The 15,445-nt window shown below is 64.1% G+C and carries 6 protein-coding genes; 2 read left to right on the top strand and 4 right to left on the bottom strand.

Annotation, left to right across the window (positions count from 1 at the left end):
- Positions 1 to 68: 68 nt before the first annotated feature.
- Positions 69 to 3,110, top strand: a complete 3,042-nt coding sequence (locus tag CH295_RS27210; RefSeq protein WP_094742534.1) for an AMP-binding protein — start codon at positions 69 to 71, stop codon at positions 3,108 to 3,110.
- A 13-nt stretch (positions 3,111 to 3,123) separates the two neighbouring features.
- On the opposite strand, the gene CH295_RS27205 is transcribed toward CH295_RS27210, so the two are convergent.
- The 4 genes from CH295_RS27205 to CH295_RS27190 are packed head-to-tail and all read right to left on the bottom strand — an operon-like array spanning position 3,124 to position 13,461.
- On the bottom strand, positions 3,124 to 6,540 hold the full coding sequence (locus CH295_RS27205) for a non-ribosomal peptide synthetase (protein ID WP_094742533.1): 3,417 nt from the start codon (positions 6,538 to 6,540) through the stop codon (positions 3,124 to 3,126).
- On the bottom strand, positions 6,537 to 7,820 hold the full coding sequence (locus CH295_RS27200) for a SidA/IucD/PvdA family monooxygenase (RefSeq protein ID WP_094742532.1): 1,284 nt from the start codon (positions 7,818 to 7,820) through the stop codon (positions 6,537 to 6,539). Before CH295_RS27200 ends, CH295_RS27205 begins: the two co-directional genes overlap by 4 nt.
- Positions 7,817 to 12,121: a non-ribosomal peptide synthetase gene (locus tag CH295_RS27195; protein WP_094742531.1), complete on the bottom strand. Its 4,305-nt coding sequence runs from the start codon at positions 12,119 to 12,121 to the stop codon at positions 7,817 to 7,819. Before CH295_RS27195 ends, CH295_RS27200 begins: the two co-directional genes overlap by 4 nt.
- Positions 12,118 to 13,461, bottom strand: coding sequence for a salicylate synthase (locus tag CH295_RS27190; protein WP_252342225.1), 1,344 nt, complete (start codon positions 13,459 to 13,461; stop codon positions 12,118 to 12,120). Before CH295_RS27190 ends, CH295_RS27195 begins: the two co-directional genes overlap by 4 nt.
- A gap of 269 nt (positions 13,462 to 13,730) precedes the next feature.
- Here CH295_RS27190 and CH295_RS27185 point away from each other — a divergent pair, with 269 nt between their 5' ends.
- Positions 13,731 to 15,353: a (2,3-dihydroxybenzoyl)adenylate synthase gene (locus CH295_RS27185; RefSeq protein WP_094742530.1), complete on the top strand. Its 1,623-nt coding sequence runs from the start codon at positions 13,731 to 13,733 to the stop codon at positions 15,351 to 15,353.
- Positions 15,354 to 15,445 lie beyond the last annotated feature (92 nt).

The raw sequence follows: 15,445 nt of genomic DNA, 5'->3' as shown, positions 1-15,445 counted from the left end.
GCTTAGTTAAGTAATCCCGGCGTCGTCAGTTTCCTTCGACACGCACATCGACTCGTGGAGCGAAGAATATGACCGCTGATTTCGCCGATATCGTCGCGCTGTCACCGCTGCAGCGCAGCATCTACCTCGTAAGCGCAAGTGCCGCGGGAATCGATCCGTACAACGTCACGTTCTCGGTGCGGATCGAGGGGATGCGCTCCCTCGACTCCGTCCACATCGCAGTGGACGGTCTGGTCTCACGCTATCCGCATCTCGCCGGACGGGTCGTCGCAGAGGGTCTGCCACACCCGGTCCTCGTCGTGCCTACGGAACCGGAGATCGGCTGGGAAGAAGTCGATTACGAGTCCGATCCGGATCCCGCAGCGCGAGCGAGGGCACGCTGGTCGGCCGAGGGAACCCGCCGGTTCGACCTCGAACGCGGACCCCTCGCTCGGGTGGTCGCAGCGCGGGTCGGTGACGGCGATTTCGAACTCGTCTTCGTCGTTCACCACGTCGTCGTCGATGGCTGGTCGGTGCCTGTACTGTTCGCCGATCTCGTCGCACTGCTGCAGGGTGCGGGCGCGACTCTTCCGCCGCCACCGCAGATCCGTGAACATGCTGCCTGGATCGCTTCCCGTGACGACGACGCAGCCGTGCGCGCCTGGACAGCGGAATTCGCCGGCCTCGAATCGATGCCTGCTCTCGCGCCGCCGACTCCGTCCGACGCGCAGTTGCCGGTGACCGGGGAGGCCCGCCTCGGCGGAGTTCGGAGCGCGGCACTGCATTCCTGGGCGCGTCAGCACGGGCTCACGACCAACACCGTGTTCCAACTCGCCTGGGCGCGCATTCTCTCCTCGCTCGTCTCCCGCGACGATGTCGTGTTCGCTCAGACGACGAACGGCCGAGACCCGTCCCTGCCGAACGTCGAGCGAATGGTCGGTGCCCTGATCGCGACGATGCCGGTGCGGGTTCGCCTGGGCGAGGACTCTCCTCGTGACGCCGGAAGTGCGTTACAGCAGCGGATCTCGCTCCTCCGTAGACACGAGCACATCGGTTTGGGCCGCATAGCACGCGTAGCAGGCGTCGAGGCCGTCTTCGACACTCTGCTCGTGTTCGAGAACATGCCCATGGTAGGCATGGACACCGTCATCGATCTACCGGGCTCGGCTCGACTGGTGACCGGGCGCGTTGACTCCCTCAGTCACTTCCCTGTTGTCGTCATGCCCATCGTCGTCGACGACGAGATCATCGTGCGTGTCGAGATTCGTCCCGACCTGTTGGATCGGTTCTCACCGGACGATCTCGCATCCAGATTCCTCCTCGTCGTCGAACGACTCACGCAGGCAACGAGCCTCGCGTCGGTGGACACCTCGATCGACGGAGATCACGCTGTGACGACCGGCCCCGCAGGTGACGGACGAATCGATCGATCGGTCACCGAAGTCCTGCGCGAGGTCGTCGCCCGGACGCCGAACGAGATTGCCGTCGTCGACGACCTCGGAACGCAGACCTTCGCCGACTTCGGAGCCGCCGTCGATGCGCTCGCTTCGGACCTCGTTTCGGTGGGTGTTCGCCCGGGTGATGCGGTCGCGGTCGCGCTCGGACGGGATCGTCGAGTTCTGTACGCCCCGTTCGCAATCGCCGCGGCCGGTGCATTCTGTGTGCACCTGGACCCCGCGACTCCGCGGGCTCGAATCGAGCAGATACTCGAGCTCTCCGATGCTCGACTGCTGCTGGCGGACCAGGGAGCCACAACGGTGGTCGCAATCGCAACGCCCGATACCGCCGGTCGCATCGGCTCGGGACCCGTTCTCGCGCTGCCGAATCCCGCTCATCCGTCGGCACCGCTGTACGCAATATTCACCTCCGGCACGACCGGCGTACCGAAGGGCGTACTCACGTCTCACTCCGCCCTACTTTCTCTGTGGCGTCACCACGACCGTCAGGTCTATCGCCCTACCTCCTCGACACTGAGACGTTCCCTACGGGTGGGGCACAACTGGTCGACCGGATTCGACGCCGCGTGGCAGCCGACGATCGCGCTGCTGAGCGGACACACGGTGGTACTCGTGTCCGAGGAGGTACGCGCCGATCCTGCCCGACTCGTGGAGTTCGTCATCGACAGTGCAGTGGACTTCATGGAGTTCTCGCCGTCGATGTTTCTTCGACTCGCGGCCGCCGGGCTGCTCGCGGGTGTACCGGGTGCCCAGACGTGCCCACTGAAGATCCTGGGCCTGGGCGGTGAGGCGATCTCGGTCGATACCTGGCAGCGATTGAAATGCCTGTCCGGCACTCGCGTTCTCAACTTCTACGGCCCGACCGAGGCCACTGTCGACGCATCGATGGCGGACGTTGCCGACCATGCCCGTACCACCATCGGTGGTCCACTCGATCGCATGACCGCCTCAGTGCTCGATCACCGTCTGAGACCGGTTCCCACCGGTGGCGTCGGCGAGCTGTATCTGGCAGGCCCGCAAGTGGCCACTGGGTATCTAGGCATGGCGTCACTCACCGCAAGCACGTTCGTCGCCGCCGAGAACGGTCGACGGCGTTACCGCACCGGTGATCTGGTGCGCTTGGACACCGATCCAGGTCTGGTGTACCTCGGGCGCGGTGACAACCAGGCGAAGATCAATGGATACCGAGTCGAACCCGGTGAGGTGGCTGCAGCTCTCCGGCAGTTGGACGAGGTGCGGGCTGCCGAGGTCGTCGTGGACGTACGCAGAGGTCGTACACGTCTCGCGGCACTCGTCGTCTCGGGTGCGTCCACTGCGCATCTGCGTGCAGCTCTCGCGAAACGACTGCCGCACTTCATGATTCCGACAGTCGTGGTTCACGTGGCCGCGATCCCGCTCAATCGCAACGACAAACTGGACACCTCGGCGGTGACGAAGATACTCGACCGGGCCGCATCGGCCGACACTGCGGCGGAGCCGGTCACCGTCGCGGAGAAGATTCTGGTGCAGGCAACAGGGTTCGGCGTGACCGACAGCCTCGCCGATCTAGCATTGGACAGCCTCGGGGTCATGGACCTCGTGACCACCCTTCGGCGCGCCGGTTACACCGTTGCGCCTCAGGATGTCCTCGGTGCCGTCGACCTTCGTGAGTTGGCGACACTGCTCGACGAGTGACCTCACATCTGGATCAGCTCGCTATCTCGACGAGTATCCCCGCTACTCGCTCGAGCTGCCCTCCTGCGTCCTGCATGCGCAGGCGTTCGGCCAGTACACGCACGGTTCGGCTGTCGAACACGTCGCTGATCGTGATGTCGGTGACCAACAGCATGCCTCGAACCTTGGCGACGAAAATCGTTGCCATGATGGAGTTTCCGCCTGCCTCGAAGAAGTCGGTTTCCACACCGAGTGACTCGACCTCGAGGATCTGCTCCATGAGGTACGCCAACGCGGCCTCCACGTCGTCGGCTGCCGGCACGAACGACGCCCGCACCGCGCTCTCCGCCGATTCTCGGAGTACGCCGAGTATGTCGGCGCGATCCACTTTGCCGTTCCCGGTGACCGGCACGACGTCCAGGATCGTCACCGAATCGGGGAGCATGTAGTTCGGCAGCTTCACCGACAGACCCTTCGTAATCGTCTCCGAATCCAGAGCGTGCCCATGTGCGGCTGCCACGATTCTCGCGGAGGCACCGACACCGATCACTGCGGCCACGGCGGTGTCGACGCCGGCCAGCTGCCTCATCGCCACCTCGATTTCGCCGAGCTCCACTCGGTAGCCACGAACCTTGGTCTGATTATCGGCGCGGCCGACGAAATCGAGGGTGCCGTCCGGCAGGTAGCGTCCTATGTCCCCGGTGCGGTACCACCGTTGTCCGCCATAGGAGACGAACCGATCGGCTGTGCGTTCGGGGTCGCCTCGATACCCGTGGGCGACGCCGCGTCCGCCGATCCAGATTTCGCCCCGTACCCAGTCGGGGCAATCCTCACCTCGCGAGTTGACCACCCGACACGCGACCCCGCTCATCGGCCTGCCGTAGGGCAGGTACGTCCACTCCGGCGACTGCGCGGTGACCTCACAGATCGTCGAGTGGATCGCGGTCTCGGTCGTACCGCCGAGTCCGACGAACCGGAGGCCGGGGACCGCTGCTCGTAGGCGTCGAGCCACCGCTGCGTCGACGCGGTCGCCTCCGGTGAGAATCAACCGCACACTGGAGATCTCGGCGGTGGATGCCGTGTCCGCGAGCATCGTGATCAATCCCGGAGCTGCATTGACGACGGTGACCGAGAACCTGTGGATCAGCGCGCTCCACGCCTGCGCATCACGGTTGACCGAGGCCTCCACACAGGCGAGCGTCCCACCGATCCCCAACGGAGCGAAGATATCGAACACGGACAGGTCGAATTCGAGCGCGGAGAGCCCGATGAGGCAATCGTCCGCAGTCAGATCGAAATGGCCGATGATGGCGTCGATCGTGGCGGCCGCGGCGGTATGTGGCACCTCGACGCCCTTGGGCTCCCCTGTCGATCCCGATGTGAACAGCACGTACGCAATCGATTCCGGTGAGACGACCGCGCGAGCTGTAGCGGGCGCCGCGCGAAGAGCATCGACGAGTTCCAGTCGCGGAGTCGTGTGGGGCAGCTCGGTACCGCCGTCGACGACCGCGATCCGGACGCTGCCACATTCGACGATCTTCGACGTCCGCTCGAGTGGCTGATCGACGCCGATGGGAAGGTAGACGCCGCCCGCCGCAAGCACACCCAGCACCGCCAGGACCTGGCGGTGCCCCTTGGGAACCACAACGGCCACGGTGTCGCCCGGCACCACCCCGGCAGCGGCCAGGCACTGCGCGACCCGCAGGGCATCGGTGGCCAGTTCGCCGTAGGTGTACGACTCGCCATCGCCCCACCGCAGTGCGATCCGATCGGGGCGGGCAAGGGCTACGTCGAAGAAGGCGTCATGAAGGGTGCGGGATGCCAGGCTCGCCGAAACGCCGGCATTCGCTTGCGTGCGGCGCGCCGACTGCGCGGCCGGTAACCGGACCGGTGCGACCGAAGTCCAGTCGAATGCCACATCGAGTACGTTCTCGATCAGCTCGACGTAGCGTGCGAACATCGTCTCGATCACGCCTGCAGGCAGCGCGTCGCGGCGCACGTCCCAGTTGACGAGGATTCCACCGCCGGTCTCGACCACCTGCGCGTCCAGATCGACCTGTGGTCCTTGCGACAGGATCCAGACCGGTTCTCCGAACACGTCGGTCACGCGCTCGGAGAACAGTTCTCCGAGACCGAGACCCGATGTGAAGACGACGGAGGGAGTGATGGGACCGCCCCGGTTTCGTCCGAGGTCTCGGAGCACGTTCAGGCCCTCGTACGCACTGTGCGACGCGGCCGTGTGAAGAGTGTGCTGGAACTGCCGAGCCCGCGTGAGTGCGGACTGTGCGTCGGTGAGATCGACGTCGAGAAGCACCGAATTGGTGAAGTCACCCACGACCTGATCGACAGCTGGGTGCAACTGCTCTCGGTTGAACAGCGGCACGTTGAGGAGAAGGTGTCGCGAGGTCGACCATTCGGCGAGTACCTCGCAGAACATCCCGCCCAACACTGCGGCCGGCGTGAGCCCGTGACCGAACGCAACCTCGTGCAGGCGCTTCTTCTGCGCGGCGTCGAGCAGATGGTGCAGGCGCACACTACGTCCGACGTCGGCGCGGTCCACTTCCGGGATCGTCGGTAGTGACGGGATGTCGGGCAACGTGTCGATCCGATCGCGCCACCATCTCCGGTCGCGCTCGAGCACAGTACGGTCTGCCGCGCGTTCCCTGTCCGCCAGGTACCGTCGATACGTGTAGTCGATCGGCGGGAGCGTATCGGCGTCGGCTGCATAGAGTTCGGCGAGATCGGCAAGGATGCGTCGGTAGCTCATGGCGTCGGCGGCGAGCATGTCGACGTCCACGTGTACGCGGTGCCGGCCTTCCGGCAGCACGCTCACGCTGAAATCGACGACCTGGCCGGCTCCGACGTCCATGAACTGGTGACTCTTGACCTCGCGGGTCTGCGTCAGCACCTGCTCTGCCGCATCGGGTTCCAGGCAAGACAAGTCCTGGACAGACCAGACCCGAGACGGGGCTTCGGCAAGGATCCGTTGAGTTCCGTTGTCGGTGAGGGCGACTCGCAGCATCTCGTGGCGAGTGATTACTCGTTGGACGGCGCGGCCGAGCCGATCGACGTCGATTCCGGTGCCGTCGAATTCGACGTAGAGATGCGCAGCGACTCCGCCGAGACTCAGACCGCTCTGCCTGCCGACCCAGTATGCGTGCTGCATCGTGGCGAGCCCGAACTCCGGGTCGCTCTCGTCGTCCACGGTTTCGGTCGTCGTCGGCTTCTCGTCTGGCGCGCCGAGCAGCGCTGCCCACGCCTCGACCGTCGGTGCCAACGCCAGTTCGGAGTAGTTCACCTGATGCCCGAGTTTGCGCCACCGGCCCGCGATCTTCATGAGCTTGAGCGAGTGCATGCCGAGCCCGACCAGATCGTCGTGGTCGCCGAACGAACCGGAATCCATCCCGATCTCCTCCGACACCACCGCCCGCACGTCGTCCTTGCTGATCAACTTCTTGCTCCGTTCGTCAGTGATGTTGTGAGCGTTGTCGATTCCATGAGCCCAGCGCAGACACGGTCGGACAGAAGACCGAGGCAACTGAGGTTGGGGAAACCGGGTCCCTGCCGTAACGCGGCGAGCGAGGGGAGGAACAGGGCGGGACCGAGTCCGTCGACCGCCATGGACCGTTCGATCGACATCTGTACTCGCTCGGACGTCGCAGGCCCACCGATCGCGAGTTCGAGTCGATCACGGGCAGATTCGTCGAGGAGATCGAGCATCCACAGGTCTCTTCCACCCCGTGCATCGATGACATAGTCGAAGTTCTGGCTGACGTACCCACTGGCAGTGTCGATCCCGACTGTGACATGGTCTCCGACGGCCTGTACGCCGCTCACTCGGCCTTCGACATGACCGACCCTGGTGTCCAGACGCAGCTCTTCCATTACGCGGGTGGACAACACACCCCGATCCGCTCGATTGATCAACTCGCGCCGCTGCACCAGGCTGAGGGCGTTCCACCGCACGCTGTCCGTGAACACACTGTTCTCGAAGTATCCCTCGCCTCGGGTGAACAGACTTGCGCGCGGCGCGATTACGGAGATACTCATCGCGTCGAGAGTGCTCATCTGGTGCAGGATCGCGCCCGCCGTCTCTCCTGCGCCGATGACCGCCGCTCGGTTCACGACGGGAACCGAGCGATCTGCGACCTGGTTCCAGAACTTCGAGGGGCCGGCGATGCGATCTCCGAGGTGCTCCCAGTCACTGTGCGCCGCACCAGGACCGGTGATCATCACGGCGTCGGCGACGAGCGGCTCCTCGGTGGCACCGCCGCAGCGGATCACCCAGCGATCGTCGACGATCGACAACTGTTCGGCTTCGGCCAGGACCACCTCGGCGTCGGCCTGCTGTGCTGACCACTGAAGATACCGCGCCCATTCACGATGACGTGGTGCCGGGCGGCCCCTGTCGATCCACTCGCCGAACGTTCCGGCCGCGATGAGGTGCGAGCTCCAGGAAAATCGACTCATGGAATGGTCTACATGACGGTTGAATCCTCTGAAATCCACGGAACGGTAGGGGAATCCGAGATCCTTCTCCGGATTGGTGCCGAGCCGATGAGTGCCGTCGGTCCAGCCTCCTACGACGGTCCAGTTGGCACCGATACCGTGTTTCTCGACGATCGTCACCCGTGGCGCGGGGAGACCGAGATCGCCGAGGACCTTCGCTTTCGCGGCGACGGCCAACGCCTTCGGGCCGCCGCCGATCACGACCAGCAACGGTGTCTTCATCGTGTACTCGCTTTCGGTACGGCACGCGACAACGCGCCACCGATCTGCCGATAGGGGTGTTCGGCGAGGTCGGCGACGATCCGGGGCAGTAGCGACGTGAGCTGCTCGCTCGTGTACCGACTCTCGGAAAACTCGATCCGACAGGCCAATCCGGCGGGATCGTGGTCGAACGTGACTGTCAGGTCGGTCGTACCGGCAGGATGAACGCTGGGCAGCGTCGACAGAACACCGGAAAGACCGAATCTAACCCGCGGTCCGGACGTTCGCCCCAGTACCGCCGTCGGCCCATGCGACGCCTCGAAACCTGGTGATACGTCGTTGTGGTCCAACCCGGCCGAGATCCGCTCGGCAATGTGAGTCAGGACTGTGGCTACGTCCTCGGATCCGGTCATACGGGTCCGGACCGCGATCTTGTTGACGAGGGGGCCGACCATCCCGTCCGCAGCCGTAGGAACGTGACCCGGTATGGGGGTCCGGACGACGATGTCGTCGGCCCCGGACAGGGCCGCCACCAGCGCGGTCGTGACGAGAATTGCTGCAGCAACGGCGTCATCGACCTGCGCGGCAAGCGAGTCGAACTGTTCCATGAGGAGCGGATCGGGGGCCAGATCCACTGCTCGCACAGAGGCCGGTGGACCAGGCACGTACTGCGGCTCCGAGGGAAGTTCGGTTCTCCAGTATTCGGCCTGTTCGGCCAGCGACGGTAGGCGAGCCTGCCATGCCGCGAAGTCCGGGTACTGGTGTACGAGAGGTGACCACATCGGCGGCGACCCCGCACATCGTGCTCGATACGCGGTAGCCAAGTCCGCGAACAGGATCGGTGCCGACCAGCTGTCACACGCGATGTGGTGCACGACGAGGATCAGCAGCGACTCCGCCGGTGAACGAACCACCAACTCGGCGCGGATGGGTAGGCCGGTGGTGATTTCTATCCGGCACTGCGCTGCTCGCCACAGCAGCTGTTCGCTCGGTACGTTCGAGCGAGACCGAGCAACAGTCGGGCTCTCGTCGAGGTATCGACGAACAGGGACCCCGTCGTCGGAGGGGAACGACGTGGCCAGGATCCGGTGCCGTCGGACGAGGTCGGCAAGCGCCTTCTCGAGTGCGTCGATGTCGACCGGTCCGGTGATCTCGGCTCCGAACACCAGGTTGTCGGTGTCGTCGACGGTATCGAGGTGGGCCAGCCAGATCTCGATCTGAGAGATCGACAACGGAGAGCGGAGGTCGTCGTCGACCGGAACGATCGGGGGCCGCAGGGCAGAGGGTGGACGACGCAGTCGCACCACGGCGAGGTCGATCATCTCGGCCAAGGCAGTGACGGTCGGTGACGAGAACACCTCTCGCACCGGTATGTCCACGCAGAATTCCGCTCGTATCCGGGCGGTGAGTCTCACCGCGGACAGCGAGTGTCCTCCGACATCGAAGAACGAATCGTCGACGTCGACGGAGTCGACACCGACGAGCGATGCGAACATCGCGGCGAGCGCCGCCTCGGTGTCCGTCCTCGGAGCGCGACCGGAGGCGACCGTCTCGAACTCGGGGCAGGGCAACGACGCACGGTCGAGTTTGCCGTTCGTGGTGACAGGGATCCGATCGACCGTCACGACTCGCTCGGGAATCATGTAGCCGGGAAGCAACGCTGCGGCCTCCGTCCGAACTCGGTGTTCCAACGCTGAGTCCTGGTCGGTGACCACGTAGGCCACCAGCACAGTGCCTCGAACGGGGTGATCCACCACGTCGACGAAGACCTGATCGACGTCGGCGATCAACGCGATGACGGCCTCGACCTCACTGCGCTCGATGCGGAATCCGCGGATCTTTACCTGTTGGTCCACGCGGCCGATGAACTCAAGCCCGCTGTCACGAGACCATCGGCCGAGATCGCCCGTTCGGTAGAGACGCCCACCCGTCGAGAACGGGTCGGCGACGAACCGCTCCGACGTCAGAGCCTGCCTGCCGTGGTAACCCAGCGCCAGTTGCGTTCCGCCGACGTAGAGTTCACCGATCACTCCGAGTCCGACCGGACGCATTCGTTCGTCGAGTACGTAGACCTGGGTGTTGTCCTTCGGAGTTCCGATGGGCACCACGCATGCGCCTTGGACCGATGTCACCTCGTACTGGGTTGCTGCCAAGGTCGTCTCGGTGGGGCCGTAGAAGTTGTACAGACGGGCGTCGAACATCGCGTTGAACTGATCGGCGAGCGGCCCGGGTAAAGGCTCACCTCCCACGGGAACTCGGCGAAGCGACGTCCACCGATCGACCCCCGGCAATGTCAGAAACGTCGCCAGCAGGGAGGGCACGAAGTGCATCGACGAGATGTCTCGCGCCCGCAGCACGTCGGTCAGATATCCGACGTCGGACAGTCCGCCCTGACGTGGGACCACCAGTCGCGCACCGGATCCCAGACACCCGAAGATCTCTCCGATACTGACGTCGAACCCCGGTGACGCGACCTGAAGAACCGAATCACCGATGCCCAGTCGGCCGTTGTCGATGATCCACTCGAGGTATTCGACGATGGCCGCATGCGAGACCACCACGCCTTTGGGCGGCCCTGTCGACGCAGACGTATAGACCATGTAGGCGGGGGCACCTGGATGCACCGAAGGGAGGTCGGTCTTGCCGACGTGGGAACCACTCGCGCCGAGTGGGCGCGCGTCGCCCACGTCGAGTCCTGCCGTATCACCGAGCACTGCCGTTGCCCCCGCGTCGTCGAGAATGTACTGCAGTCTGTCCAGCGGAAGGGTCCTGTCGAGTGGGAGGTACACCGCACCGGCCTTCAGGATCCCCAGGGCCGCGACAACGAGTTCCACGGAGTGCGAAAACAACGTCGCCACAGTCGAACCCGGCTCCACGCCTTCGCTGATCAACCAGTGCGCCATCGTCGTCGATCGGCGGTCCAGCTCCCGGTACGACAGAGAGATGGCGTCGTCGACGACAGCGTCGGCATTCGGCGTCGAGATCAGTTGTTCTGCACAGAGTTCGACAAGTGTCTTCGGTTCGACGGGGCGAGCAATGCCGCGCGAGCGCGCGAGGATCGCATCCCGTTCGGGCTCTGTCCACAGTGGGACGTCAGCTACGGGTGTTCGTGTACCACCGAGTAAGAAGGCGTCCAGAACACGCCGAACGGAACCGAGAATGTTCAGGACCACGGCTTCGGCCAGTACGTCGGTCTGGTACTCGAGACGCAGCACGCACTCCTCCCCCATCTCGAACTCCAGACTCAGCGGAACCTGAGTACAGCCCACATCCGAGGTGAGAACCCGCGCGTGCACACCAGCAGGCTCGAACAGTGCCGTCAGAGTGCTTCTTTCCGAGAAGCAGAGTCGTACAGCGGAGTTGGTGCCTCCAGCGCGATCCGGATTGACCCGTCGCACGATGTCGTCGAGCTCGACATCGGCGTGTCGTCGAGCCTGCCGATGGTCGTGGGACACCGCGTGCAGCACCTCCCCGATCGACCGGTGCGGGTCGATCGTCGCGCGTAGAACGAGAGTGTTTCCGACATAACCGATTCGGCCGACGGACAGTGAATCGTCCCGATTGTCGATCGGCACGGCGATCGTGAACTCGCGGGCACGGCAGTACCTCGACACGACGATCTCGAAGATCGCCAAAAGGATCTCGAAGACCGACGAGTGCGTCGTCTCGGAGGCGGCCACGAGCGCGGCTGTCGACGATGCGCTCATGGTCGACCGGACGATCGCGGAATCGCTTCGCGCGGAGCGCGTCAGTCCGTTTTCACCGGGGAACTCGATCGATTCCGGGACGTTTCCGAGCTTCTCGTTCCAATATTCGACCGACGCAGATGAGCCTGTTTCGCAAACGAATTCGATAGGTGATACGAGACCGTGCCCCTGATATGCGTCGGTCAGCGAGGATAGGTACGGTGCCCAACACCCGTCGTCCCACGCGATATGGTGCGCCACGACGACCAGCACGTGCTTCGAGGGTTCACACTCGACGATGCTGACGCGTATCGAGTGTTCGCGTTCCAGATCGAAGACGTGGGCGAATTCGCGGCGAACCACGATCTCAAGTCGGTCCTGCGACTCGATGCGTCCGACGGAGACTAGCCCCACGCCGTGTTCCTCGATTCGGGCAACCGGATTACCGTCGAGATCCTCGGTGTAGACGGTCCGCAGGACAGGGTGGGTGCCGGCCACGAGCCGCACTGCATTGTCCAACGAGGTGATGTCGAGGGCACCGGTCAGCTCCAATGCCAGTCCGAGGTTGAGCGCGATGTCTTGTGGGGCGAGTTTGTGCAACAACCACATCCGTTGACGACGGTGGTCGATCGTCATTTGTTCGACCTCTCGGAGACCGTGCGTTCGACGAGGTGCGGTGCGACACTGGCAAGTTTCTCGCAGGTTTCCTCGAACTCTCGATCGGGGTTCGACTGCGCGACTATGCCTGCACCCGCCCTGATCCAGGCCGTGCCGTCCTCGCGGAACACCGTTCGGAGTGCAAGCGCCGCCTCTACCTCACCGTTCGAGGATGCAGTGACCACGGCCCCGGAATACAACCCGCGAGCGTTGCCTTCCAAACGATAGATTGCCTCGACGGCTTCGGATTTCGGGACACCGGATGCCGTGACCGCCGGAAACACTGCTTCGATCCCGTCCCACGGCCCAGCATCGTTCGCGAGGGTTCCACGCACCGTCGAGGCCAAGTGTTGGACGCTTCCGCGCTCGCGAACAACCATGAACGTGGTGACGGCCGTCGTACCCTGCGTGGCTACGCCGTCCACTTCGGAGAACGCGGTGCGGACGGACACCGCATGCTCGGCGATCTCTTTGGCGTCCGACAACAGGTCCTCACGTGCAATGAGGTCGAGTTCGGGGCTTCGCCCGAATGCCCTGGTGCCGGCAAGCGGCTCGGCGATGAGGGTGCGGTCCGCGTCGACCGACCCCACCAGCTCGGGGCTGAAGCCAGCGGCTTCCAGCCCACCGATACGAATCAGGAACGAACGTGCCGGACTGTTGGACATGCGGCCCTGTACGTAGGTCCTGGGTAGGTCCACCTCGAACGGCACGATGATCTTTCGAGACAAGATCACTTTTTCGTAGCGGCCGGAACGGATCTCGGAGATCGCCTGCGCAACGGTGTCCCGGAAACCCGTGTCGTCGACGTCGACGTCCACTGCGCGTGTCCGAACCGATTCGTCGGGCACCGACGCGGCGAGCTCGGTCAGTCTGCGCTCGGTTTCGGAGTCGGCTCCCGCGAAGCTGATTCCGTCCGATCCCACCCATGCTTCGAATTCGGGTACCAGTAGGTGTGCGAGCACGGACGACGCGTCCACGTGCTCGGCGACTCCCAGGCTGGGCGCACCGAAATCGAAGCCGAGCCAGCCATACGCGCGCCAGTCGGTCAACCCGAGCTCTGCGAACGCTGCTGCCAATGCCAGTGCGGGTCGGCCCGACCACGGCGCCACTCGTACGCCCTCTGCGGTGACAGTGCGAACATCGCTGCGTCGCAGAATGATCGACGCTCGCGACCCGCTTGCGTACACCCATCGGCCGTGGCGCTCGTAGACCACGTAGTCGGCGGTCTTCTCCGCTGCGGCCCACGCGGCGCACACTCGTGCACCGTGCATACCGTCCGTGCTGTCGCGGTCGCCTTCGAACTCGATTACTGCAGTCACCTCGCTACTCCCCGACCTCGATCGCGTGTTTCCGACATTGGCCGCCGTCGACCACGAAGTCGTCACGGAACCTGCAATCCGGTACGACGAACAGAATCGAGAATCTCGCCGGAACCGACCGATATGGGCGAAAGCACTACGGACACAGCTGCACGTTCCTCTCGGGTGCGGCTCTGATTTCCGATCGAACATCGACCTGAAATGGAACGTGGCACCGCGCACAAAAACCCGACAAATGAATGAGGTAACCCTAAGCTAACATAGCGGGCATGCGAAACGTGAGAGAGGCGACAGTGGATCTGCTCGACGGGTTCGACCCGCACCGCGCCGAAGACGAGCTGAAGTACCGCGAACTCGGAATCTTCTCCGACGCGCCACTGTGGACTATCGTCTCGTCGAGCCTCGCGCAGGCACCGCACTCGCCCGCGGTTACCGATGACGTCACGACTCTCACCTACGAGCAGCTCGACAACGCCACGCGACGGCGAGCGGCCGGCTTACGCGATGTTGGGCTGCGCCCGGGCGACCGAGTGGTCGTCCAGTATCAGAACTCGGTCGCGTTCGCCGTGACACTCCTCGGATCATTGCGCGCGGGAGTTGTACCGGTGTTGGCGCTTCCTGCACATCGAATAAACGAAATCTCCCATCTGGCTTCGGTGTCGGGCGCCCGTGCTTATATCTGCCACGATGTCGCCGCTGGTTTCGACTACCGCGTGCTCGCCGCGGAGCTCGTCGAACGCGTTCCGTCCGTCGATATCGTGCTCGTCGAAGGCGATCCCGGCGTGTTCATCAGGGTGCCGGACGGAGATCCGAGCTTTCCGACCGATATGCGCTCTCGATCCGACACCCCGGCACTGTTCCTGGTGTCGGGCGGGACGACCGGCCTCCCGAAACTCATCCCGCGCACCCACAACGACTATCGGTACAACATCGAAAGAAGCTGCGCCGCAGCGGCACTCGATGATCAAGACACCTACCTCGTCGTGTTGCCTGCTGCGCACAACTTTCCGCTGGCCTGCCCCGGGTTCCTCGGCATACTGTCTGTGGGCGGGCACGCGATTTTTACCCAGAACGCCTCTCCCGAATACGCTTTCGAGCTGATCGCCCGATACGGAGTCACCGTTGTGGCGTTGGTTCCCGCGCTGGCACAGGTATGGACCGCCGCTACCGACTGGGAATCCGCTGACGTGTCGCCGCTGCGGTTGATGCAGGTAGGCGGTGCCAAACTTGCCGAGCCCGATGCCGTCGCCGCGAATGCTGCGTTCGGTGGTGCGGTTCAGCAGGTGTTCGGAATGGCCGAAGGATTGGTGTGCTACACCCGAGCCGAAGACGACGCGACGACTGTCACTCGGACACAGGGCCGGCCGATGAGCGAGTACGACGTCGTGCGCATTGTCGACGAACGAGGTTCGGACGTACCCGATGGGGTGGAGGGCGAACTGTTGGTCCGGGGTCCCTACACGATTCGCGGCTACTACCGCGCAGAGGAACACAACGCCCGATCGTTCACCACCGATGGCTTCTTTCGAAGCGGCGACCTTGTGCGGCGTATGTCATCCGGGCACCTCGTGGTGACCGGCCGCATCAAGGACACCATCGTGCGAGGTGGTGAAAACGTCGCAGCCGACGACGTGGAAGAGAACCTGCTTGCGCATCCCGGAGTGAGACAGGTTGCCGTCCTCGGGTTACCCGACCCCGATCTGGGCGAACGCATCTGCGCGGCAATGGTCGTCGACGGACACGAACTCGACCTCCCTGCGGTGCGACGGTTCCTCTCCGACCGAGGATTGGCCACCTTCAAACAACCCGACGAAATCCGAATTGTCGCTGCACTTCCCGTAACTGCGGTCGGCAAGATCGACAAGCGGACTCTCCTGGCCCAACTGTCGTGATCGAGCGCTCCGGTGTGGCCGAGGACCCGAAGACGAAGACGTCATGAACGCTCGTGCGCGCATAACTACCAGCGATGTGGATCGGATACGTT

Source organism: Rhodococcus sp. 14-2483-1-2, assembly GCF_002259405.1.
Classification (GTDB): Bacteria; Actinomycetota; Actinomycetes; order Mycobacteriales; family Mycobacteriaceae; genus Rhodococcoides.
Note: the sequence above shows the minus strand (reverse complement) of the source record. Positions and strands in the feature narration are given on the sequence as shown.